At 62.9% G+C, this 18646-nt stretch carries 18 protein-coding genes; 4 read left to right on the plus strand and 14 right to left on the minus strand.

The features are described from left to right. The first annotated feature begins 12 nt into the window (after positions 1 to 12). Complete coding sequence (locus OCK01_RS00085; protein ID WP_263822165.1) at positions 13 to 1134, plus strand: fumarylacetoacetate hydrolase family protein; 1122 nt, start codon at positions 13 to 15, stop codon at positions 1132 to 1134. A 3-nt stretch (positions 1135 to 1137) separates the two neighbouring features. Here the strand turns inward: OCK01_RS00085 and OCK01_RS00090 are convergent, their stop codons facing one another. From OCK01_RS00090 to OCK01_RS00155, 14 genes are all read right to left on the minus strand, one after another. Further along, positions 1138 to 2022 (minus strand): MBL fold metallo-hydrolase, encoded by an 885-nt coding sequence (locus OCK01_RS00090; protein WP_263822166.1) that lies wholly within the window; start codon positions 2020 to 2022, stop codon positions 1138 to 1140. A 54-nt stretch (positions 2023 to 2076) separates the two neighbouring features. Then, positions 2077 to 3501 (minus strand): gamma-aminobutyraldehyde dehydrogenase, encoded by a 1425-nt coding sequence (locus tag OCK01_RS00095; protein WP_263822167.1) that lies wholly within the window; start codon positions 3499 to 3501, stop codon positions 2077 to 2079. Positions 3502 to 3526: 25 nt separating this feature from the next. After that, positions 3527 to 4342, minus strand: coding sequence for an ABC transporter permease (locus OCK01_RS00100; RefSeq protein WP_137153585.1), 816 nt, complete (start codon positions 4340 to 4342; stop codon positions 3527 to 3529). Continuing rightward, on the minus strand, positions 4332 to 5237 hold the full coding sequence (locus OCK01_RS00105) for an ABC transporter permease (RefSeq protein WP_263823134.1): 906 nt from the start codon (positions 5235 to 5237) through the stop codon (positions 4332 to 4334). Before OCK01_RS00105 ends, OCK01_RS00100 begins: the two co-directional genes overlap by 11 nt. Before the next feature lie 32 nt (positions 5238 to 5269). Beyond that, positions 5270 to 6271 (minus strand): ABC transporter ATP-binding protein, encoded by a 1002-nt coding sequence (locus OCK01_RS00110; RefSeq protein ID WP_263822168.1) that lies wholly within the window; start codon positions 6269 to 6271, stop codon positions 5270 to 5272. A 119-nt stretch (positions 6272 to 6390) separates the two neighbouring features. Then, the gene (locus OCK01_RS00115; RefSeq protein ID WP_263822169.1) at positions 6391 to 7551 is read right to left on the minus strand and encodes an ABC transporter substrate-binding protein; all 1161 of its coding nucleotides are present in this window, start codon (positions 7549 to 7551) and stop codon (positions 6391 to 6393) included. A gap of 185 nt (positions 7552 to 7736) precedes the next feature. After that, positions 7737 to 8957, minus strand: a complete 1221-nt coding sequence (locus OCK01_RS00120; protein ID WP_263822170.1) for a calcium-binding protein — start codon at positions 8955 to 8957, stop codon at positions 7737 to 7739. Positions 8958 to 9221: 264 nt separating this feature from the next. Continuing rightward, complete coding sequence (locus OCK01_RS00125) at positions 9222 to 10214, minus strand: aldo/keto reductase (RefSeq protein WP_263822171.1); 993 nt, start codon at positions 10212 to 10214, stop codon at positions 9222 to 9224. A gap of 11 nt (positions 10215 to 10225) precedes the next feature. Beyond that, positions 10226 to 10555 carry an L-rhamnose mutarotase gene (locus OCK01_RS00130; RefSeq protein WP_182826329.1) on the minus strand — a complete coding sequence of 110 codons (330 nt, stop codon included), beginning with the start codon at positions 10553 to 10555 and terminating at the stop codon, positions 10226 to 10228. 1 nt (position 10556) lies between these two features. Then, the gene (locus tag OCK01_RS00135; RefSeq protein ID WP_263822172.1) at positions 10557 to 11618 is read right to left on the minus strand and encodes an ABC transporter ATP-binding protein; all 1062 of its coding nucleotides are present in this window, start codon (positions 11616 to 11618) and stop codon (positions 10557 to 10559) included. Between the two features lie 3 nt (positions 11619 to 11621). Further along, positions 11622 to 12455 carry a carbohydrate ABC transporter permease gene (locus tag OCK01_RS00140; RefSeq protein ID WP_263822173.1) on the minus strand — a complete coding sequence of 278 codons (834 nt, stop codon included), beginning with the start codon at positions 12453 to 12455 and terminating at the stop codon, positions 11622 to 11624. 8 nt (positions 12456 to 12463) lie between these two features. Beyond that, a complete protein-coding gene (locus OCK01_RS00145) occupies positions 12464 to 13330 on the minus strand; it encodes a carbohydrate ABC transporter permease (RefSeq protein WP_412178954.1) in 867 nt (288 codons plus the stop codon). Positions 13331 to 13386: 56 nt separating this feature from the next. After that, the gene (locus tag OCK01_RS00150) at positions 13387 to 14649 is read right to left on the minus strand and encodes an ABC transporter substrate-binding protein (RefSeq protein WP_263822175.1); all 1263 of its coding nucleotides are present in this window, start codon (positions 14647 to 14649) and stop codon (positions 13387 to 13389) included. A gap of 58 nt (positions 14650 to 14707) precedes the next feature. Further along, positions 14708 to 15844: a mandelate racemase/muconate lactonizing enzyme family protein gene (locus OCK01_RS00155; protein WP_263822176.1), complete on the minus strand. Its 1137-nt coding sequence runs from the start codon at positions 15842 to 15844 to the stop codon at positions 14708 to 14710. 81 nt (positions 15845 to 15925) lie between these two features. Between OCK01_RS00155 and OCK01_RS00160 the strand changes: the two genes are divergently transcribed. The 3 genes from OCK01_RS00160 (at position 15926) to OCK01_RS00170 (ending at position 18644) form a co-directional block, all read left to right on the plus strand. Beyond that, on the plus strand, positions 15926 to 16618 hold the full coding sequence (locus tag OCK01_RS00160) for a GntR family transcriptional regulator (RefSeq protein ID WP_263822177.1): 693 nt from the start codon (positions 15926 to 15928) through the stop codon (positions 16616 to 16618). Positions 16619 to 16668: 50 nt separating this feature from the next. After that, complete coding sequence (yidD, locus tag OCK01_RS00165) at positions 16669 to 17025, plus strand: membrane protein insertion efficiency factor YidD (RefSeq protein WP_263822178.1); 357 nt, start codon at positions 16669 to 16671, stop codon at positions 17023 to 17025. 122 nt (positions 17026 to 17147) lie between these two features. Further along, the gene (locus OCK01_RS00170; protein ID WP_263822179.1) at positions 17148 to 18644 is read left to right on the plus strand and encodes an FAD-binding oxidoreductase; all 1497 of its coding nucleotides are present in this window, start codon (positions 17148 to 17150) and stop codon (positions 18642 to 18644) included. Positions 18645 to 18646 lie beyond the last annotated feature (2 nt).

Below are 18646 nucleotides of genomic sequence, written 5' to 3' on the forward strand. Positions count from 1 at the left end.
AGGATTGTGAATTTGACTGCGAAACATTTCGCGAGCGGAACATTCGTCGGGCGGATCTGGCTGGAAGCGGCCGATGGCCCGGCGCTCGTGGTTCTCCGCGACGGCATGCTGCATGACGTGACGTCGAAAGACGCGCCGACTATGCGCGACCTCCTGGAAATGGACGATCCCGTCGCCTGGCTTTCCGCCAATCCGGGAACACCGGTGATGTCGCTGGAGGATGCAGCCAGCCGCAGCCTGCTTCTCGCGCCCTGCGATCTCCAGGCGGTGAAAGCCTGCGGCGTGACCTTCGCGCGTTCGATGGTCGAGCGCGTGATCGAGGAGAAGGCGGCGGGCAATCCGGTGCTGGCCGAAAAGATCCGCGAACGCGTCACGTCGATCATCGGCGACAGCCTGCGCAACCTGAAGGCCGGCTCGGACGAGGCGATGAAGGTCAAGGCGGCGCTGATCGAGGAAGGCGTCTGGTCGCAATATCTCGAAGTCGGCATCGGCCCGGACGCCGAAGTGTTCAGCAAGGCCCAGCCGATGGCATCCGTCGGCTATGGCGCCGAGGTTGGCCTGCATCCGATTTCCAAATGGAACAATCCTGAGCCGGAAGTCGTGCTCGCAGTCAATTCCAGGGGCGTGGTGCAGGGCGCCACACTCGGCAACGACGTCAATCTGCGCGATGTCGAAGGACGTTCGGCGCTGCTGCTCGGCAAGGCCAAGGACAACAACGCCTCCTGCTCGATAGGCCCGTTCATCCGTCTGTTTGATGCGACCTACACGATCGACCATGTCCGCAACGCCGACCTGACGCTGCGGGTGGAAGGCGAGGACGGTTATGTGCTCGACGGCAAGAGTTCGATGAAGGAGATCAGCCGCGATCCGCTCGATCTCGTCAGCCAGACCATCGGCCGGCATCATCAATATCCGGATGGCTTCATGCTGTTCATGGGCACGCTGTTCGCGCCGGTCGAGGATCGCGACCACAAGGGGCAGGGCTTTACCCACAAGCTCGGCGACGTGGTGACGATCGCCAATCCCGAACTCGGCAGCCTGACCAACACCGTGCGGCTGTCGACGGAATGCCAGCCCTGGACCTTCGGCGTCCGCGCCCTGATGGCCAATCTCGCCCGGCGCGGATTGCTCTGAGCGTCAGCCGTGGACCTTCTCCACCGCCTCGACATTGCGGCGGTGGACCGCCTCATAGGGTTCAAAATAGAGGATGGCGCCGCGGGCGCAATCCTCGGCGACGAAATCGATCAGCGGCGAGGACGCTGCGATGCGGCGGTCGAGCGGATCGATCAGCCGTTCGAGATAGGCGCGGTTGGCGTCGATCAGGCCCTTTTTGTAGCCGCCCTCGGCGATGCGTCGGGGATCGCCGTGATTGGGCAGGATGCGGCGGATCGGCCATAGGGACATCCGCGACAGTTCCGCGATATGCGTGTCGATATGCTCGGGCTCGGAGACATAGGTCACGGTGTCTTCCAAAGTGTCGCCAGCCAGGAGCAGGCCTTCATCCGGCAGCCACAGCACGCAGCCGTCTGCGCTGTGAATGTCGAAGTGATGCAATTCGATGCGTCGATCGCCGAGTCTGAGATCGAGCCGTTTGTCGAAAAGCGTCGTCGGCATCACCAGAGGCGAGATCGGCGGCGAGCCGCTTTCCAGTTCCTCGCGATGCTCTTCGATCGCCTGCGCCGTCAGGCCGAGCGCGATGATCTCGCAATCGGAAAACACCTCGTTGCCGGCGACGTGGTCGGTGTGCCAGTGGCTCAGCACGAGGCGGATCGAGGTTACGCCCGTCTCTTCCAGATACCGCCGCATGAAGCGGGCGTGGTCGAGGCTCGTGTGGCTGTCATAGACGATGGCCTCGGTCCCATCGACCAGCGCATAGGCCGCGATACCCAGGCCATAGGCGCCGTCGTCGAGCCAGTTTTCTTCTTGAGAATGCAGCCGCTTGCCGGCGATGCGGCCGTCATAAAATGCAAAAAGCCCCGGATAGGGCTCGAACACGCGCATGGTCTCGGCAAGATCGGGCATGGGAGCCTCCGCGGAAGGGATCTCCCCGCGCGGATGCGGGGAGATCTGTTGTGATCAGTGAGCGATCATAACATGGCGGACGGCGGTGTAATCCTCAAGCGCATACATCGACATATCCTTGCCGTAGCCGGATTGCTTGACGCCGCCATGCGGCATTTCGTTGGTCAGCATGAAATGGGTGTTCACCCAGGTGCAGCCATACTGCAGCTTGGCGGTCGCCTTCAGCGCCTTGGAGACATCCTTGGTCCAGACGGAGGAGGCGAGGCCGTAATCGCTGTCGTTGGCCCAGGCGACCACATCGTCGTCGCCGCCGAAGCGGGTGACGGAAACGACCGGACCGAACACTTCGCGGCGGACGATTTCGTCATCCTGGCGCGCGCCGGCGACCACGGTCGGCTGGTAGAAGAAGCCTTGGTCCGAGCCGAGCTTGCCGCCGGCGGCGATCTCCATATGGCCGAGTTCGGCGGCGCGCTCGACGAAGCTCGCGACGCGGTCGCGCTGGCGCTTGGAGATCAGCGGGCCGATCTCGTTTTCGGTGTCGTCGGCGAGATTGTACTTGATCGAGGAGACGGCGCTGGCGAGATCGGCGACGAATTTGTCGTAGATCTTCTCATGCGCATAGATGCGGCAGGCGGCGGTGCAATCCTGGCCGGCATTGTAGTAGCCGAAGATCTTGATCGCGCCGACGGCGGCGTCGATATCGGCGTCGTCATAGATGATCACCGGGGCCTTGCCGCCCAGTTCCAGATGCGTGCGCTTGACCGTCTTGGAGGCGGCGACCAGCACTTTCTTGCCGGTGGCGACATCGCCGGTGATCGACACCATCTTGATCTTGGGGTGGTTTATGAGGTGGTTGCCGGTGGTTTCGCCACGGCCGAGCACGACATTGACCACGCCTTCCGGGAGAATATCGGCCAATACCTTGGCGAGCTTCAGCGCCGTCAGCGGCGTCTGCTCGGAGGGCTTGAACACCACCGTGTTGCCGGCGGCGAGCGCGGGCGCGAGCTTCCAGGCGGTCATCATCAGCGGATAGTTCCACGGCGCGATGGAGCCGACGACGCCGATCGGGTCGCGGCGGATCATCGAGGTGAAGCCGGGCAGATATTCGCCGGCCACGGGGCCATGCTGGCTGCGGACAGCGCCGGCGAAGAAGCGGAAGCAATCGGCGATGGCCGGGATTTCGTCGTTCAGCGCCGCATTGATCGGCTTGCCGCAATTCAGCGATTCCAGCGTGGCGAAGCCGAGCGCGTCGGCCTCGATGGCGTCGGCGATCTTGAGGAGATAGGACGCGCGCTGGGCTGGCGTCGTCTCGGACCATGTCGTGAAGGCCTTGTCGGCGGCGTCGACGGCGGCGTCGATCTGGGCGGTCGAGGCCTCGGGAATGGCGACGATGGTTTCGCCGGTGCGCGGGTTGAGGATCTGCTCCTCCGTCTCCGTGCCGGCTTCGAACTTTCCGCCGATCAGCAATTCGGTATCCATGATGTTCTCCCTCTTGATTGCCGGGTTATTTGCCGGCGCCGGCGGTTTCGGCGCCGTCGCGGGTCAGGTAATAGGCGCCCAGGATGGGCAGGAATGTCACCAGCACCACGAACATGGCGACGACATTGGTGACCGGCCGCTCGCGCGGACGAATGAGTTCTTCGAGCATCCAGATTGGCAGCGTCTCCTGTTGGCCGGCGGTGAAGGTGGTGACGATCACCTCGTCGAAGGACAAAGCGAAAGCAAGCATGCCGCCCGCCATCAGCGCCGTGCCGATATTCGGCAGGATGACATAGCGAAAGGTCTGGAAGGAATTGGCGCCGAGGTCGTAGGAGGCCTCGATCAGCGAGCCCGACAGGCGGCGGAAACGGGCCACCGCATTGTTGTAGACCACGACGACGCAGAAGGTGGCGTGGCCCAGCACGATGGTCCAGAAGGAGAAGGGGATCTCCATGATGCCGAAGGCGGAGCGAAGCGCGATGCCGGTGACGATGCCGGGCAGGGCGATCGGCAGGATGACGAGCAGCGAGATCGCCTCCTTGCCGAAGAAATTCGCCCGCGACACGGCTGCGGCGCAGAGCGTGCCGAGCACCAGCGCGATGGCCGTGGCGATCGCCGCCACCTGCACCGACAGCGTCAGCGCCGCCCAGACGTCGGGCCGGTCCCAGGCCTTGCCGAGCCATTGCAGGGTGAAGCCCGGCGGCGGCCATTTGAAGCTCTTCTCTTCGGTCGTGAACGCGTAGACGAAGATCAGCAGGATCGGAAGCTGCAGGAAGAGCAGGCCGGCGCCGGCGGCGATCTTGAGGCCGGTGGGGGCCGCGTTGAGACGATCAGAGCGCATCGAAGGCTCCCTTCTTCTTGGCGACCCAGAGATAGATTCCCATGATTACGATCGGCACGACGGAAAAGGCGGCGGCGAGCGGAATGTTTCCGGCCGTGCCCTGCTGGGTGTAGACCGCCTGGCCGATGAACAGCCTGGACGAGCCGATGATGCCGGGAATGATGTAGTCGCCGAGCGTCAGCGAAAAGGTGAAGATGGAGCCTGCGACGATGCCGGGCAGGGCCAGCGGCAACAGCACATGGCGGAAGGTCTTGCCCGGCGCGGCGCCGAGATCATAGGAGGCTTCGATCAGATTGCCCGGCACGCGCTCGAGCGCCGCCTGGATCGGCAGGATCATATAGGGCAGCCAGATATACACAAAGACTAGAAACGTGCCGGTAAAGCTGATCGACAGCGACGTGCCGCCGACGATGCGCAGAGCGAGATAGGCGTCGAGCAGAAAGCTCAGACCGATCTTCTCGAACGCCCAACTGATGATGCCTTCCTTGGCGAGGATCATCTTCCAGGCGTAGATTTTGACCAGATAAGACGACCAGAGGGGCAGCATCACCCCGAGATAGAACAGCGCCTTCCATTTGCCCTTGGCGTAGCGGGCGGCGAAATAGGCGATCGGGAAGGCGATGATGGCCGAGGCGATGGTCACCAGCGCCGCCATCGTCACCGTGCGGAAGATGATGTCGATGTTGGAGGCGCGGGTCAGTTCCTTATAGGTCGAGAGCGTCAGCTCGTATTTCACCTGGCCTGTGAAATCGTCGAGCGAGAAGAAGCTCTGCAGCAGCAGCGTGAGCAGCGAGCCGATATAGATGACGCCGAGCCAGAGCAGCGGCGGGGCGAGCATCAACCCGAGCAGTAGCTTTGGCCGCCGCCACAGCGTCGCCGCCGCCCTCCCGATCATGCCGTCCTGGGATGGAGAGACAGCCGCGCCGGTCATGCCGCGTCATCCAGAAGGTGAAGGGCGGATTTCGGGAAATTCAGCGTCACCGTTTCGCCTTCGCCAGGCACGACGGCGCCGGGGGCGAGATTGGCGTGCAGCCTGACATCGCCTGTGTCCACCGCGATGCGGGTCACCGAGCCGAGAAAGGCGCGGTTTGCGAGGCGGCCGGAGAGGACGCCATGGTCGGCGCCGCCGTCGCCGAGGCCGATCATTTCGGGCCTCAGGCTCGACCAGCGGCGCTGGCCGATCAGCTTTTCGGTCGTCGCCGGCGGCAGGAGATTGGACGAGCCGACGAAATCGGCGACGAATTTCACCTTCGGCCGCTGGTAGATGTCCTCTGGCGAGCCGGCCTGGACGATGCCGCCATTGTTGAACACGGCGACGCGATCGGCCATGGACAGCGCTTCGCCCTGGTCATGGGTGACGAAAATGAAGGTGATGCCGAGGCTCTTCTGCAGCGCCTTCAACTCTTCCTGCATGGCTTCACGCAGCTTGAGATCCAGCGCGCCGAGCGGCTCGTCGAGCAGCAGCACCTTCGGCTTGTTGACGAGCGCACGGGCGAGCGCCACGCGCTGGCGCTGGCCGCCGGAGAGCTGGCCGGTCTTGCGGGCGCCATAGCCGCCGAGCTTGACGAGCTCCAGCGCCTTTTCGGCTTCGCGCAGCCGCGTCGCCTTGTCGACGCCCTTGACCATCAAGCCATAGGCGACATTGTCAAGGATCGTCATATGCGGGAAGAGCGCATAGTCCTGGAACACGGTGTTGACCTGGCGCTTCCAGGGCGGCACGCCGTTGGCGCTTTCGCCGAAGATGGAAATCTCGCCGCCGGTCGGCTGTTCGAAGCCGGCCACCAGTCGGAGACATGTGGTCTTGCCCGAGCCGGAGGGGCCGAGCATGGCGAAGAATTCGCCCTCGGCGATGTCGAGATCGACCCCGTCGACCGCCTTGACGCTGCCGAAATGGCGCGACACGGCGCGGAAGGATACAGCCGCTACCATAGTGAAGTCTCCGTCATAGAAAGGAATGCGGCCTTGCCGGCCATGCCCTGCGCTTGCTCCGCCCCGATAGGGGCGGAGGAATAGGGCGTTCCGCCGCCAAGGCGGCGGGAGAGGGCGGCTTACTGGCCGCCCATCACTTCGATATAGTCCGAGGTCCAGCGGCTATAGGGGACGCAGGCGTCCTGCGAGGCGCATTTTGCGGTCGGCGTCTTCCAGAAGCTGATCTTCTCAAAGTTGTCGAAGCCGTTGGTGGCGCAACCTTCGTCGGTCAGCAGCGCATTGCCCTTGCAGGCGGCCGGAACTGAAGGCACCGAGCCGAACCAGGCGGCGAGATCGCCCTGCACCTTGGGCGACAGCGAATGCTCCATCCACATATAGGCGCAGTTGGGATGAGCGGCTTCGGCATGCAGCATGGTGGTGTCGGCCCAGCCGGTCGCGCCTTCCTCGGGGAAGACGGAGGCGACTGGCTGCTTGTCCGCTGCCAGCAGGTTGACCTGGAACGGCCAGGAACCCGACGCCACGACGCCTTCGTTCTTGAAGTCGTCGATCTGCACCATGGCGTCGTGCCAGTAGCGGCCGATCAGCGAGCGCTGGCCCTTGAGGAGCGCGATCGCGGCGGCATATTGCTCTTCATTGAGCTCGTAAGGGTCTTTGATGCCGAGTTCCGGCTTGTGCGCCTTGAGGTAGAGCGCGGCGTCGGCAATGTAGATCGGGCCGTCGAAGGCCTGGACGCGACCCTTGTTGGTCTTGCCGTCGGGCAGGTTCTGTTCCTCGAACACCACCGACCAGCTCTTCGGCGCCTTGTCGCCGAACACCTTGGTGTTGTACATCAGCACATTCGGGCCCCACTGATAGGGCGTGCCGTAATGGGCGCCGTCCACCGTGTGCCAGGGCGCATCCTTGAGCCGATCGTCGACGGTCGACCAGCTCTTGATCAGATCGACATTGATCGGCTGCACCTTGCCGCCGGCGACGAGGCGGAGCGAGGCGTCGCCCGAGGCGGTGACGAGGTCGAAGCCGCCCTGGTTCATCAGGGTGACCATTTCGTCGGAGGTGGCGGCGGTCTTGACGGAAACCTTGCAGCCGGTCTCCTTTTCGAAAGCGGTCACCCAGTCGTAGTTCTTGTCGGTTTCGCCGCGCTCGACATAGCCGGCCCAGGCGACGATCGAAACCTCGCCTTCGCCAGGTCCGATTTCCTTGAGCATTTCGGCGGCCATCGCCTGTCCGGAGACGGACAGGCCGAGCATGAGAGCGGTCGTGGACTTCAAGAAGGTCTTCATGGTCGTTCTCCCGTTTGTGATTGTGTTCCCGGTCTCCATTGAGCCAAAGTTTTACGGTATTCGCAAATTTATTATCAAGAATGTCGCTATCGGAAAAACCGAATTCTGTTGACCGTATCCGCTTGAAACGAAAACAGGGACGGCGCATCGCCGTCCCCGTCCAAACCGTGCAGATGGAAATCCGCTTAAAGGTCGAACAATTCCGCCCGGAAGTTGACGTTGCTGTCGATGTGGATCGTGAAATCCGCCTTGCCGTCGCCGTTGTTGTCGCCCGCGACGTAGCGCTCGCCGTTGGTGATATAGGCGCGGAGCTCGCCTGCATGCTTGGAGAAGGCGTCGTCGCCGATGAAGGAGAACGCCTGGTCGCCGTTCTTGGCGTCATTGGCGTCAATGCCGCTGAGGTCGATGATGTCGCCCTGCTTGCCGTTGAAGTCGGTAATCGTGTCGGCTTTGGCACGGTTGGCGGAGCTGTCGCCGAGCGCGAAGACGAAGGTGTCGGCTCCGGCATTGCCGGAGAGCGTGTCGATGCCCGCGCCGCCGGTAAGAATATCGGCGCCATTGCCGCCAGCCAGAACGTCACGTCCCGCGTCTCCGGACAGAATGTCCTTGCCGTTGCCTCCGTTCACAGTGTCGTTCTCGGTGCCGCCGGCGAGCGTGTCGTCACCCGCGCCACCGTCGAGCGTGTCGGCGCCCTTGCCGCCATCCATCGTGTCGGCGCCAAGACCGCCGGCGATTACGTCCGCTCCGGCCCCGCCGTTGAGGATATCGTTGCCGTTGTTGCCGTCGATCTGGTCGGCGAAGTCGGTGCCGGTATAGGTGTCGGCGCCGGCCGAGCCGACGAAGTGCTGGGCCTGGTTGTCGAGAAGGTCGTAGAGATAGTCGATGTATTCGTAGCCGCTGTCGCCGTCGCCGTCGAAGTCGAGCACCGAGTTCGCCTTCCGCAAGGCGTTGTAGATCTGATAGACGAGATTGTCTTCACCGGTGCCGGCGCCGATTGCGGCGGAATAGTCGAGCCCGGAGATCACCAGTCCCTGCAAAACGCCGGTGAGTTCGCCGCGGACTCCCGCCGTGTCGTCCTGCGTATAGGTGGTGCCTTCATCATAGGAGCCGAGAGAGATCGACGAGACGGAGCCGGAAATGCCGTGGCCATAGCTTGGGCCGAGCAGTCCGTCGTAAGCGATATCGGCGCCTTCGATCACCACCTGGGCGTCGTTGTCGGTCCCCGCATAGCGGAAGCCCACCTGAGAACCGTTGAAATAGCCGTAAGGCGATTGATACGTGCCGCCGTAATAGGTGGATGCGCCGGCCGTGGAGCCCACCGCCGTGGTCGCGAAGTAGTCATAGATAAATTGCTTGTAGTCGATCGAGGACATTGCGCTCGCATCGATGGTGATCATGTCTGCCATTTCTCTCTCCTTGCACGTCCACAAAGCGCCCCGTCCGCGGACGGCGCGCGGGAATCGGGGCGGCGCGCCGGCATGGCCGGGCCGCTCAATCTCTTTTTGTGTGGGTGAAGCGCGGATCTCAGCGCGTGATCGCGCTCTGCAAAGGCCGCGGGAGCAACCCCTCGGCGGCTCCGGCGGTGGTTCTAGTAAACATGAATATTTCAGTCAACATCTACGACGGCTTGGATGTCACTAAATATGACATTTTTTATCAGCATATCCCCCTCAGAAGGGTCGCAGGCTGAAAGTGTCATAGTCTGCATAGGCTTCCGGACCGACCACGCGATCCAGGCTTTGCAGATTCCGCATCAGACTCGCCGATTTGGCGGTGCCGATGAGCACGCTCGCCACGCATGATTCCGCCAGCGGGAATCGAAGCGCCAATGTGGCCAGATCAAATCCCTGCCGCTCGGCCAGCGCTTTCATGCCGCCGACCCGGGTTTTGATGTCGTCGGAGGCCGGCGCATAGTCGAAGGTCGCGTCGGGCGAGGGGCCTGTGGCCAGAATGCCGGAATTGAACACGCCGCCGATGACGAGCGACGTGCCGCGTTTACGGCAAAGCGGCAAGAGATCGCGCTCCGCAGATCGGTCGAGCAGCGTGTAGCGTCCTGCGAGCAGGATGACGTCGATGTCGAAATCACCCATCAGATCGATACAAATCGCCGTCTCGTTGACGCCGACGCCCCAGGCGTCGATCACGCCCTGCGCCTTCAACTCTTCCAGCGCCGCGCCGCCGCTGCGGCGGAAGTCGTCGAGATATCTGGAGTTCTCCGGCTCCTGATGGGTATAGGGGCCGATGTCGTGGACGAAGACGACGTCGAAGCGATCGACGCCCATGCGCTTGCCGCTTTCCTCCAGGCTGCGAAGGATGCCGTCGCGGCTGTAGTCGTAGCGCATGACGGCTGGATTGGCGTCGACGAAGCCGTAATCCGGCGCTTCCTCTCGCGGGACCGGGGTGAACAGGCGACCGACCTTGGTGGAAATCACGACGTCCGATCGCGTCTTGTCGGAGAGGAATTTGCCCAGGCGCTCTTCCGACAGGCCCGCGCCGTAATGCGGCGCGGTATCGAAATAGCGGATGCCGGCGTCCCAGGCGGTCTGCAGCACCTCGCGCGCCTGCTCATCCGAGCAGGGCCTGTAAAGGCCCGCGAGCGGCGCGCAACCGAAACCGATTTCCGAGATCTGGAGCGAGGTCTTTCCGACGCGGCGGGTCTTCATGGCGTATCCTTTCAATCGAGATGATAGACGCAGGGCAGAAACGACCACCATTCGCCCGGCGCCGCCGTGTCGAACGGCGTTTGGCAGGCGTCGGTAAGGGCGAGCCATCGCCTGGTGACATCCAGATCGCCCAGCCGTTTCATGTCGCCTTCGAAGTCGTCTCCGACGTAAACCCAGACGCCGAACAGAATGTTCTCCGGTTCCTTGAGAAAGATGGAGTAGTCGCGAATATGGGCCGCTTTCAGCGCGGCGTCCATCTCCGGCCAGGGTTGGGCGTGAAGCTGCTTGTAGGTCTGCACCATCTCCGGCTTCAGCCGGATGGCCATGCCCATCTTGGCCATGTCAGCGGATCCGGGCGCCGTCGAGGGTGAAATAGCGGGCGTTGGCGGGTTCGAAGCGCATGTCGATCGCGTCGCCGACGCGGGCCGCCGTCTTGCGCTTTTCCGCCACGACGATCGCGCCGTCCGGCAGCGCGGCGTGGACATAGGCGGTGGCGCCGAGATGCTCGACCACATCCGCCCGCGCCGGAAACGCAATGCCGTCGCCCTCGTCGAGATGTTCCGGCCTGAGGCCGATCAGCAGTTTCGACGACGGAGCAAGCGGCGTCGACAGAGCGGGGCAGGGCATGGAGATGGCGGCGAATTCGAGGCGTTGGCCGTCGGCCGACACCGTCGCCTGCAGAAAATTCATCCGCGGCGAGCCGATGAAGCCGGCGACGAAGGCGTTGTCGGGATCTTCGTAAAGCGCCACCGGCGAACCGATCTGCTCGACGCGGCCGGCGCGCAGCACGACGATCTTGTCGGCCAGCGTCATCGCTTCGGTCTGGTCGTGCGTCACATAGATGATGGTGTTCTTGAGCGTCTGATGCAGCTTGGCGATCTCCACCCGGGTCTGCACGCGCAGTTCCGCATCGAGATTGGAGAGAGGCTCGTCGAACAGGAAGACATCGGGATTGCGCACGATCGCCCGGCCGATGGCGACGCGCTGGCGCTGGCCGCCGGAAAGCGCCGCGGGCTTGCGGTCGAGCAACGGCGTCAGTTGCAGGATGCTGGCGGCGCGCGCCACCTTTTCCTCGATCTCCGCCTTCGGCGCCTTGGCCATGCGCAGGCCGAAGCTCATATTTTCCGCCACCGTCATATGCGGATAGAGCGCATAGGACTGGAAGACCATGGCGACGCCGCGCTCGGACGGCTCGGTATCGTTCATCCTGACGCCGCCGATGAACAGGTCGCCGCCGGTGATCTCCTCGAGCCCGGCTATCATGCGCAGCAGAGTGGATTTGCCGCAGCCGGACGGGCCGACGAAGACGGTGAATTCGCCCCGCTCGATCTGCATGGACACGCCGTGGATGACATGGGCCGCGCCATAGGACTTGGTGACGTTGGCGAGTTCGATCTGATGCATGGTTCAACCCTTCACGGCGCCGGTGGCGATGCCATTGACGATGCGCCGCTGGAAAACGAGGTAGATGAGAACGATGGGAGCGGCGGCGATGACGATGCCGGCCATCAGCAGCGGCACATTGGTGGTGTATTCGCCCTTCAACGCGGCGATGCCGACCATCAGCGTCCGCTCCTTTTGCAGCACGAGCAGCGAGATCAGCACGTCGTTCCAGCAATAGAGCGTATTGAGAATGCCGAGCGTGATCAGCGCCGGACGGCCGAGCGGCAGCATGACATGCCACCAGATCTGCAGGAGTTTCGCGCCATCCATCCGCGCCGCCTCGACCAGTTCCCGCGGCAGGCCGGAATAGAAGGCGGTCATCAGATAGACGCAGAACGGCAGGAAGAAAGCCGTGTAGGAGATGATCAGGCCGATGCGCGTGTTGACCAGATCGAGCGCGACGATGGTGCGGTAGAACGGCACCAGCACCACCTGCACCGGGATCATCAGCGAGGCCAGCACCACCATGAACAGCAGTTTCCGATAGGGAAAGCGCAGCATGGCGAAGGCGAAGCCGGCGAGCGATGAGACGAGCAGCAGCAGCGCCACCGCGCCGAATGTGGTGACGACGGAATTGAGGAAGTATTCGGACAGCTTCGACCGGTTCCAGGCATTGATGAAGTTGACCACGGTCGGGTCGTCGACCAGCGAGAAGCGGTTAAGGATATAGCCCTTGTCGGTTTTCAGCGCATTGTTGACGGCGAAATAGATCGGGTAGAGGCAGGTCAGCGCCAGGGCCCACATCGGGATCGACGCGAGCCGGAGCAGCGTCTTTTCGCGTTTTCCGGAAATGGCCATGGCGATCCTCAGAGATTGGCGTTCTTGGACATGATCTTGATCTGGATATAGGCGAGGCCCGCCATCAGCGAGAACAGCAGCATGGAGATCGCCGCCGCATAGCCCGGACGGTTCATCTTGCCCTGTTCCAGCCAGATCAGGAATTCCGGCAGCGCGGTCGAGGTGCCCGGCCCCCCGGCGGTCAGCACATAGATGAGGCCGAACATCGAGGTCAGCGCGCCGATGGTGGTGACGACGCCGACGAATTCGATGATCGGCTTCAGCGCCGGAATGATGACGTGGATCCAGACCTGCAAGGGCTTTGCGCCGTCGAGCCGGGCGGCTTCGACGAGTTCCTTGGGCACGGTGGAGAGGCCGGCCATGAAGATCAGCAGGCTCATGCCGAAGGTCGACCAGAGCTGCACGGCGAACAGGCAGAACAGCGCCGTCCAGCCCGAGCCGAGCCAATCGACCGGGATGAGGCCGACCGCTTTCAGCATGGCGTTAAGGCTGCCGTCGTAGCGCAGCACCATGTTGAAGATCGAGCCGACGATGACGGAGGACAGCACGGCGGGCAGGAAATAGACGGCGCGGAAGAACCGGCCGCCCGGCACGCCCTGATGGATGAGGATGGCGAGCACCATCGGCAGCGCCACCCAGACAGGGAGCGTGGCGATCAGGATAAGGGTGTTTTCGACGCTGTCGCGAAAGGCGCTGTCGGAGGCGATGGCGACATAATTGTCGACGCCGACAAAGGTGAAGGTCGACATGCCGTCCGTGTCGAAGAACGACAGGACAAAGCCCCAGATGAGCGGAAAAATCCTGAACAACGCGACCAGCAGGATCGCCGGCGCGATGAACAGATAAGCGATGCGTCGTTCTGTGGCGCTGCCCACGCGTGTCATCCCTTGCAATGCGGGCGCCGGGGTCGCCCCCGGCGCGAATGTCCTGCTTATTTGTGCGCGTCGGCCTGCACGGCGTCCATCCGGGCCGCTGCTTCATCCACCGTCGTCTCGCCATTCAAGAGAAGCTGGCTGACGCGATGGATTTCCTCGAGCTCCTTGGCGGAGGAATTGGTGTGGGCGGTCGGAGCGCCCGACGAGGCCATCCAGCCGAGGATTTCGAGACCGGCCGGGCTTTTTACGCCCTTGGTGTCGATCTTGGAGTTCGACGAAATCGCGCCGGCGTCGTTGAAGAAGATCTGCGCCGGCTCAGCGGACGCGAGGACCTTGGCGAACTCCAGAGCGAGATCGGCATTGGGCGAAGCCTTGTTGACGCCATAGCCGATGCCGCCGGACAGCGGGAATTTCGGCTGCCCCTCGGTCTTGTCCGAGGCGACCTTGGGCGAGGGCATGATGTAGACGCCGTCGTTTTCGGGGCCCAGGAACTCGTCGAACTGCTTCCAATGGGCGACGTCGGAGATCAGGCCGATGGTGTTGGCCGCTTCGCCGCGCATGAAGCCTTCATATTCGTCCATGAACTTGGAGGTGGAATTGGCGCCCTGCGGGAACCAGCCGGCCTTGTTGGCGTCGACCCAGGCCTGCAGGATGGATTTCACCGGCTCGCTCGACCATTTGAGCTTGCCTGCCGCGAAATCGGCCTGCTCCTGAGCCGTCCACTGCGTGGCGGCGAGCGCCGAGAACCAGAATTCGATGCCGAAGCCTTCCTTGTTGCCCATGGCGAAGCAGGGAACTTCGCCCTTGGTCTTGATGGCTTCGCACATTTTGGAAAGTTCGGCCCAGGTCTTCGGCGGCTTGGCGGGGTCGAGACCCGCGTCCTGATAGAGCTTTTTGTTGTAATAGACCACGAAACCCTGGATGGAGAGCGGGATGGCGTAGACGCCGCTCGCGTCGGAGAACTCTTCCCAACCGACCAGATCGGCCTTGATGTCGGCCACCTTGTCGTCGAGCTTGACGAGAGCGGGGAAGCGGGCTTTGGCCTGCGCGCCGCCATTCATCAGGAAGAGGTCCGGGCCTGAATTCGACGACAGCGCCGTGCCGAGCAGCGTGTAATACTGATCGTTGGGCTGCATGACGTAGTTGACCGTCACATCCGGATGCTTGGCCTCGAAAAGCTCCTTGGCCTTCTGGTAATAGCTCGCGGTGGCGGGGTCGCCGGACTTCCAGTCCCACACCGTCAGTTCGGCGGAGAGCGCCTGGCCGGCGATCACCGCCAGCGACGCGCCCATCATAAGCGCCTTGATTGTCTTCAGCATGTCGAGTTCCTCCCAAGGATGATGCCGCGCCTCCCGCGCCGGCATGACGTCATTGCATTCAAATCGGCAGTCTGGGGTTGGTCGGCGCTGGCCCGAGATCCTGCCGCGCCAAAAGCGACGGCCGCGCCCAGTCGCGCCGCGCCGTCTCCGAAAGCACGAGACCATGGCCCGGTCTCTCCGGCGCGTAAGCCCAGCCATTCTCGATCCGCACCGGTTCGTCGACCAGATGATCGAAATTCTGGAACGAATATTCGAGCCATTCGACCTCGGGCAGGGCGCAGGCCATGTGCACGCCGACCTCGAGAAAGGTGTTGCCGAGACTGACGGGCACAGCCTTTTCGGCCGCCAGCCAACCGATCTTCATCACGTCGCCGACCTGGCCGTGGACATTGATCATGTCGGCGGCCTCGGCTTCCAGAAGTAGCCGCTTGCCGGTGAGGTCGAGATATTCGCCGGTGTTGATCTGGGTGCGCGAAGCCGAGCGGCGCAACAGCCTGAGGCCGTCGAAATCGCTGCGCAGGATAGGATCTTCGACCCAGAGCAGATCGTGGCCTTCCTTCTGAATCAGCTCGATCTTCATCAGCGATTCCTTGGCGCTCCAGGCCTCGTTGGCGTCGATCATGATGTCCGACCCTGCCGGAACGACGGCCTTCAGCATCTTCAGGCGATGCAGGTCGCGTTCGAAATCGGGATGACCGACCTTGATCTTGAAGGCGCGGTAGCCGATCGAGGCGGCGTAAGCGAAGAGCGACTGAAACTGGTCGTCGGAGAGGTGATAGTCGAGGCCACTCGCGTAAGCTTTCACCCGGTCGCGGCGGCCGCCGAGCAACCTGTGCAGCGGCAGGCCCGCTTCCTTGGCGGCGAGATCCCAGAGCGCCACCTGCAGCGCTTCATGAAACGGAAGAGAGAAGGCGCGCTGATTCCCGCCGCGCGGGCGGCTCTGCCGATGCGCCAGCGCGATCGCCGGCTGGCCTTCGATGACCGGCCAGATTTCGCCCGCGAAGACGCGGGAAATCTCGTCTTCTCCCGGAAGCGGCGTAAAAAGGGTCTGGATAAAGCCGAGACCGACCGCGCCGCTTTTGGAGATCAGTTCGAGGGCTGCTACATTAGCATCGTCCGCCCGCACCTGACTGTCGCCGATCACGCGGTCGCGGGCGAATTGAAAACGGGTGATGCGAAAGGCCACAAGCGTCATGAACTAATCTCTGATCGATTAAATCGTTGAACTGATCTATCAGTTGCCGTATCTGATATGGCAAAACAGGATGGCGTGCAAGTGGCCCGAAAAACAAAAAACCTAGACCCGGTGGAAGAAAACGGCAGCGCCCAGCGCATGAGCGACATCGCTTATGAGCGCATTCTCGAAGCGCTGTTCGATCGAAAGGTGCAGGCCGGCGCCTTCGTTTCCCAAGGCGAATTGTCCGATCTGGTCGACGTGCCCGTCGCGCCGCTGCGCGATGCGTTGAGGGTGCTGGAGGCGGAGGGCATCCTCACCATCCATCCCCGCTCGGGCATCCAGTTCGTCCGTCCCGGTCTGGAGCTGACGCGCTCGACCTACCAATTCCGTTCGATCATCGAAAAGGCGGCGATCCGGGTTTTCGCCGAGCAGGGCGACGAGGCGCTGGTGACCGCCATGCTGGAGCGTCATCTGCGGCTGATGATGGCGATCGGGACCGAAGGCCTCGGCGCCGCCGAACTCATTGAAATGGAAGCTCTCGAGCAGATGCTGCACAACGCCGTCATCGGCGTGTTCCGCAATCCGCTGATCGATAGCAGCTACCGCCGCATGCACAATTATCTCCGGCTGCTGCGGCTCGACCGCAAACTGACCGCGCCGGTGGCGCTTCGGACGCTGAAGGAGCATGTCGAGATCATCGAAGCCTGCCGGGCGCGCGATGCGGACAAGGCCGAACAGGCGCTGGACGCGCATTTTCAGGCGGCGATGAGCCGCAATCTCGGCCTGATCTGACTTGCTCCGCGCCAGTATCGTCCCCACATGGCGGCGGAAAGGGGCTCAGCATGTGCCGGCACTGTGACAATCTCGATGACGCCGACGAGGAGCGTCCGCGCCGTGGCCGCAACTGGCATGGACCGTTTCGCAAGACGCCGGGCAGGCTTTTCGGCATGGGCGTCATCCGGTTCTATCAATTGACGCTGTCGAGCCTGATCGGCAATTCCTGCCGCCACATGCCGACCTGTTCGGAATTCGGCTACGAGGCCGTCGCCCGGCACGGGCTCTGGGCCGGCGGGTTCCTCACCCTTTTCCGCGTCGCGCGATGCGGCCCGGGCGGCACTTGGGGCGTCGATCCGGTTCCGCAAGAATTGACGCCCGCCATGCGCTGGTATCTACCATGGAGCTACTGGCGAAGGGGGTGACATTCTTGCACGGCCCAAGCGTTTCGGACGCGAATATTGGCCGCCCTTTCATGAATATTTGCCCATCGTCAACCGTTCCGTGATCATCATCCGCGGAACGAATCGGATGGAGTGGGCGAAAGATGGCGAAAACGACGAAGAGAGGGTTTTTGCTGGGTGCGGGCGCCGGGCTCGCCGGCATGGGGCTGTGGCGCGCGGCGAGCGGTTCGGCTCCGCGGGGGCCTACTTTCCCGGCTTTCGACAGTTTCCTCTCCGCCAAAGGCAATCTTCTCAACGACGCCAGCCAGCTGGAGCCGACCGAGATCACCAAGCTGTTGCAATTCAACGCCCGCATCGACGGCGCCTTCGTCCACCAGTTGCGTGACTTGGTGCGAGGCGCGGGCGACAAGACCTATCCGATGATCGCCAGCACGGCGCGGCATTCCATGGGCGGGCAGAGCATCCCGGACAAAGGGATCGCCCTGTCTCTGGTCCAGACCTGGATCGAGCCGAATGTCAGCGCCCGCACCTATCGCGTCGGGGCAGGGACCCGCTGGCAAACGGTGATCCGGGAACTCGACAAAATCGGCTTTTCCCCGAAGATCATGCAATCCAACAATGATTTCGGCGTGGCCAGCACCTTCTCGGTCAATGCCCATGGCTGGCCGGTTGCCCATCCCGGCTGCGGCGCCTCGGTGCGGTCGCTCAAGATGATGTTTCCCGACGGCGTCATCCGCACCTGCTCGCGCTCGGAGAACGCCGATGTCTTCCGCCACGCGATGGGCGGCTACGGCCTGTTCGGCGTCATTCTCGAACTCGAGCTCGACATGGTCCCCAATATGCGGCTCGAGCCGCGCTTCGAACCCGTCGCGGGCCGCCAACTCGGCCAGCGTTTCGCGGAAACGTTGGCCGCCGACCGTTCGGTCGAGATGGCCTATGGACGCCTCGACGTATCGATCGACAATTTTTTCAACGACGGTCTGCTGATCACCTTCCGGCCGACCGAAGATCAAAGCGATCTGCCGACCGCAGAAGGATCCGGCATCGTCAGCGTGATCTCGGCGAAGATCTTCCGCATGCAGACGGAATCGGAAAGGTCGAAGCAGTTCAGATGGTGGACCGAGGAAACGCTCGGACCGTCCTTCACGGGCGTGACGACGCGCAACAATCTCATAAACGAGCCGGTCATCACGCTCGACGACGGCGATCCCAGCCGGACCGACATTCTGCACGAATATTTCGTTCCGCCGGATCGCTTCGCCGATTTCGTCGAGGCCTGCCGGGCGGTCATTCCGGCCTCCTACCAGCAGCTTCTGAATGTCACGGTGCGTTACGTCGCGGCCGATACGGAGAGCGTGCTCGCCTACGCGCCGGAGCCGCGCATCGCCTCCGTCATGCTGTTCTCGCAGGAAATGAGCCGACGCGGCGAGGAAGACATGCGGCGCATGACGCATCAGCTGATCGAGCGCGTGCTGGAGATCGGCGGCTCCTATTACCTGCCGTACCGGCCGCATGCGTCGCTCGATCAGCTGACGCGAAGCTATCCGCGGGCCGCCGACTTCGTCGCCTTCAAGCGCAGCCTCGATCCCCGGCTGATCTTTCGCAATCTGATGTGGGACCGCTATTTCAGCAAGCTGTGAGG

The sequence above is a fragment of the Rhizobium sp. TRM95796 genome, from assembly GCF_025779995.1.
Classification (GTDB): domain Bacteria; phylum Pseudomonadota; class Alphaproteobacteria; order Rhizobiales; family Rhizobiaceae; genus Rhizobium_E.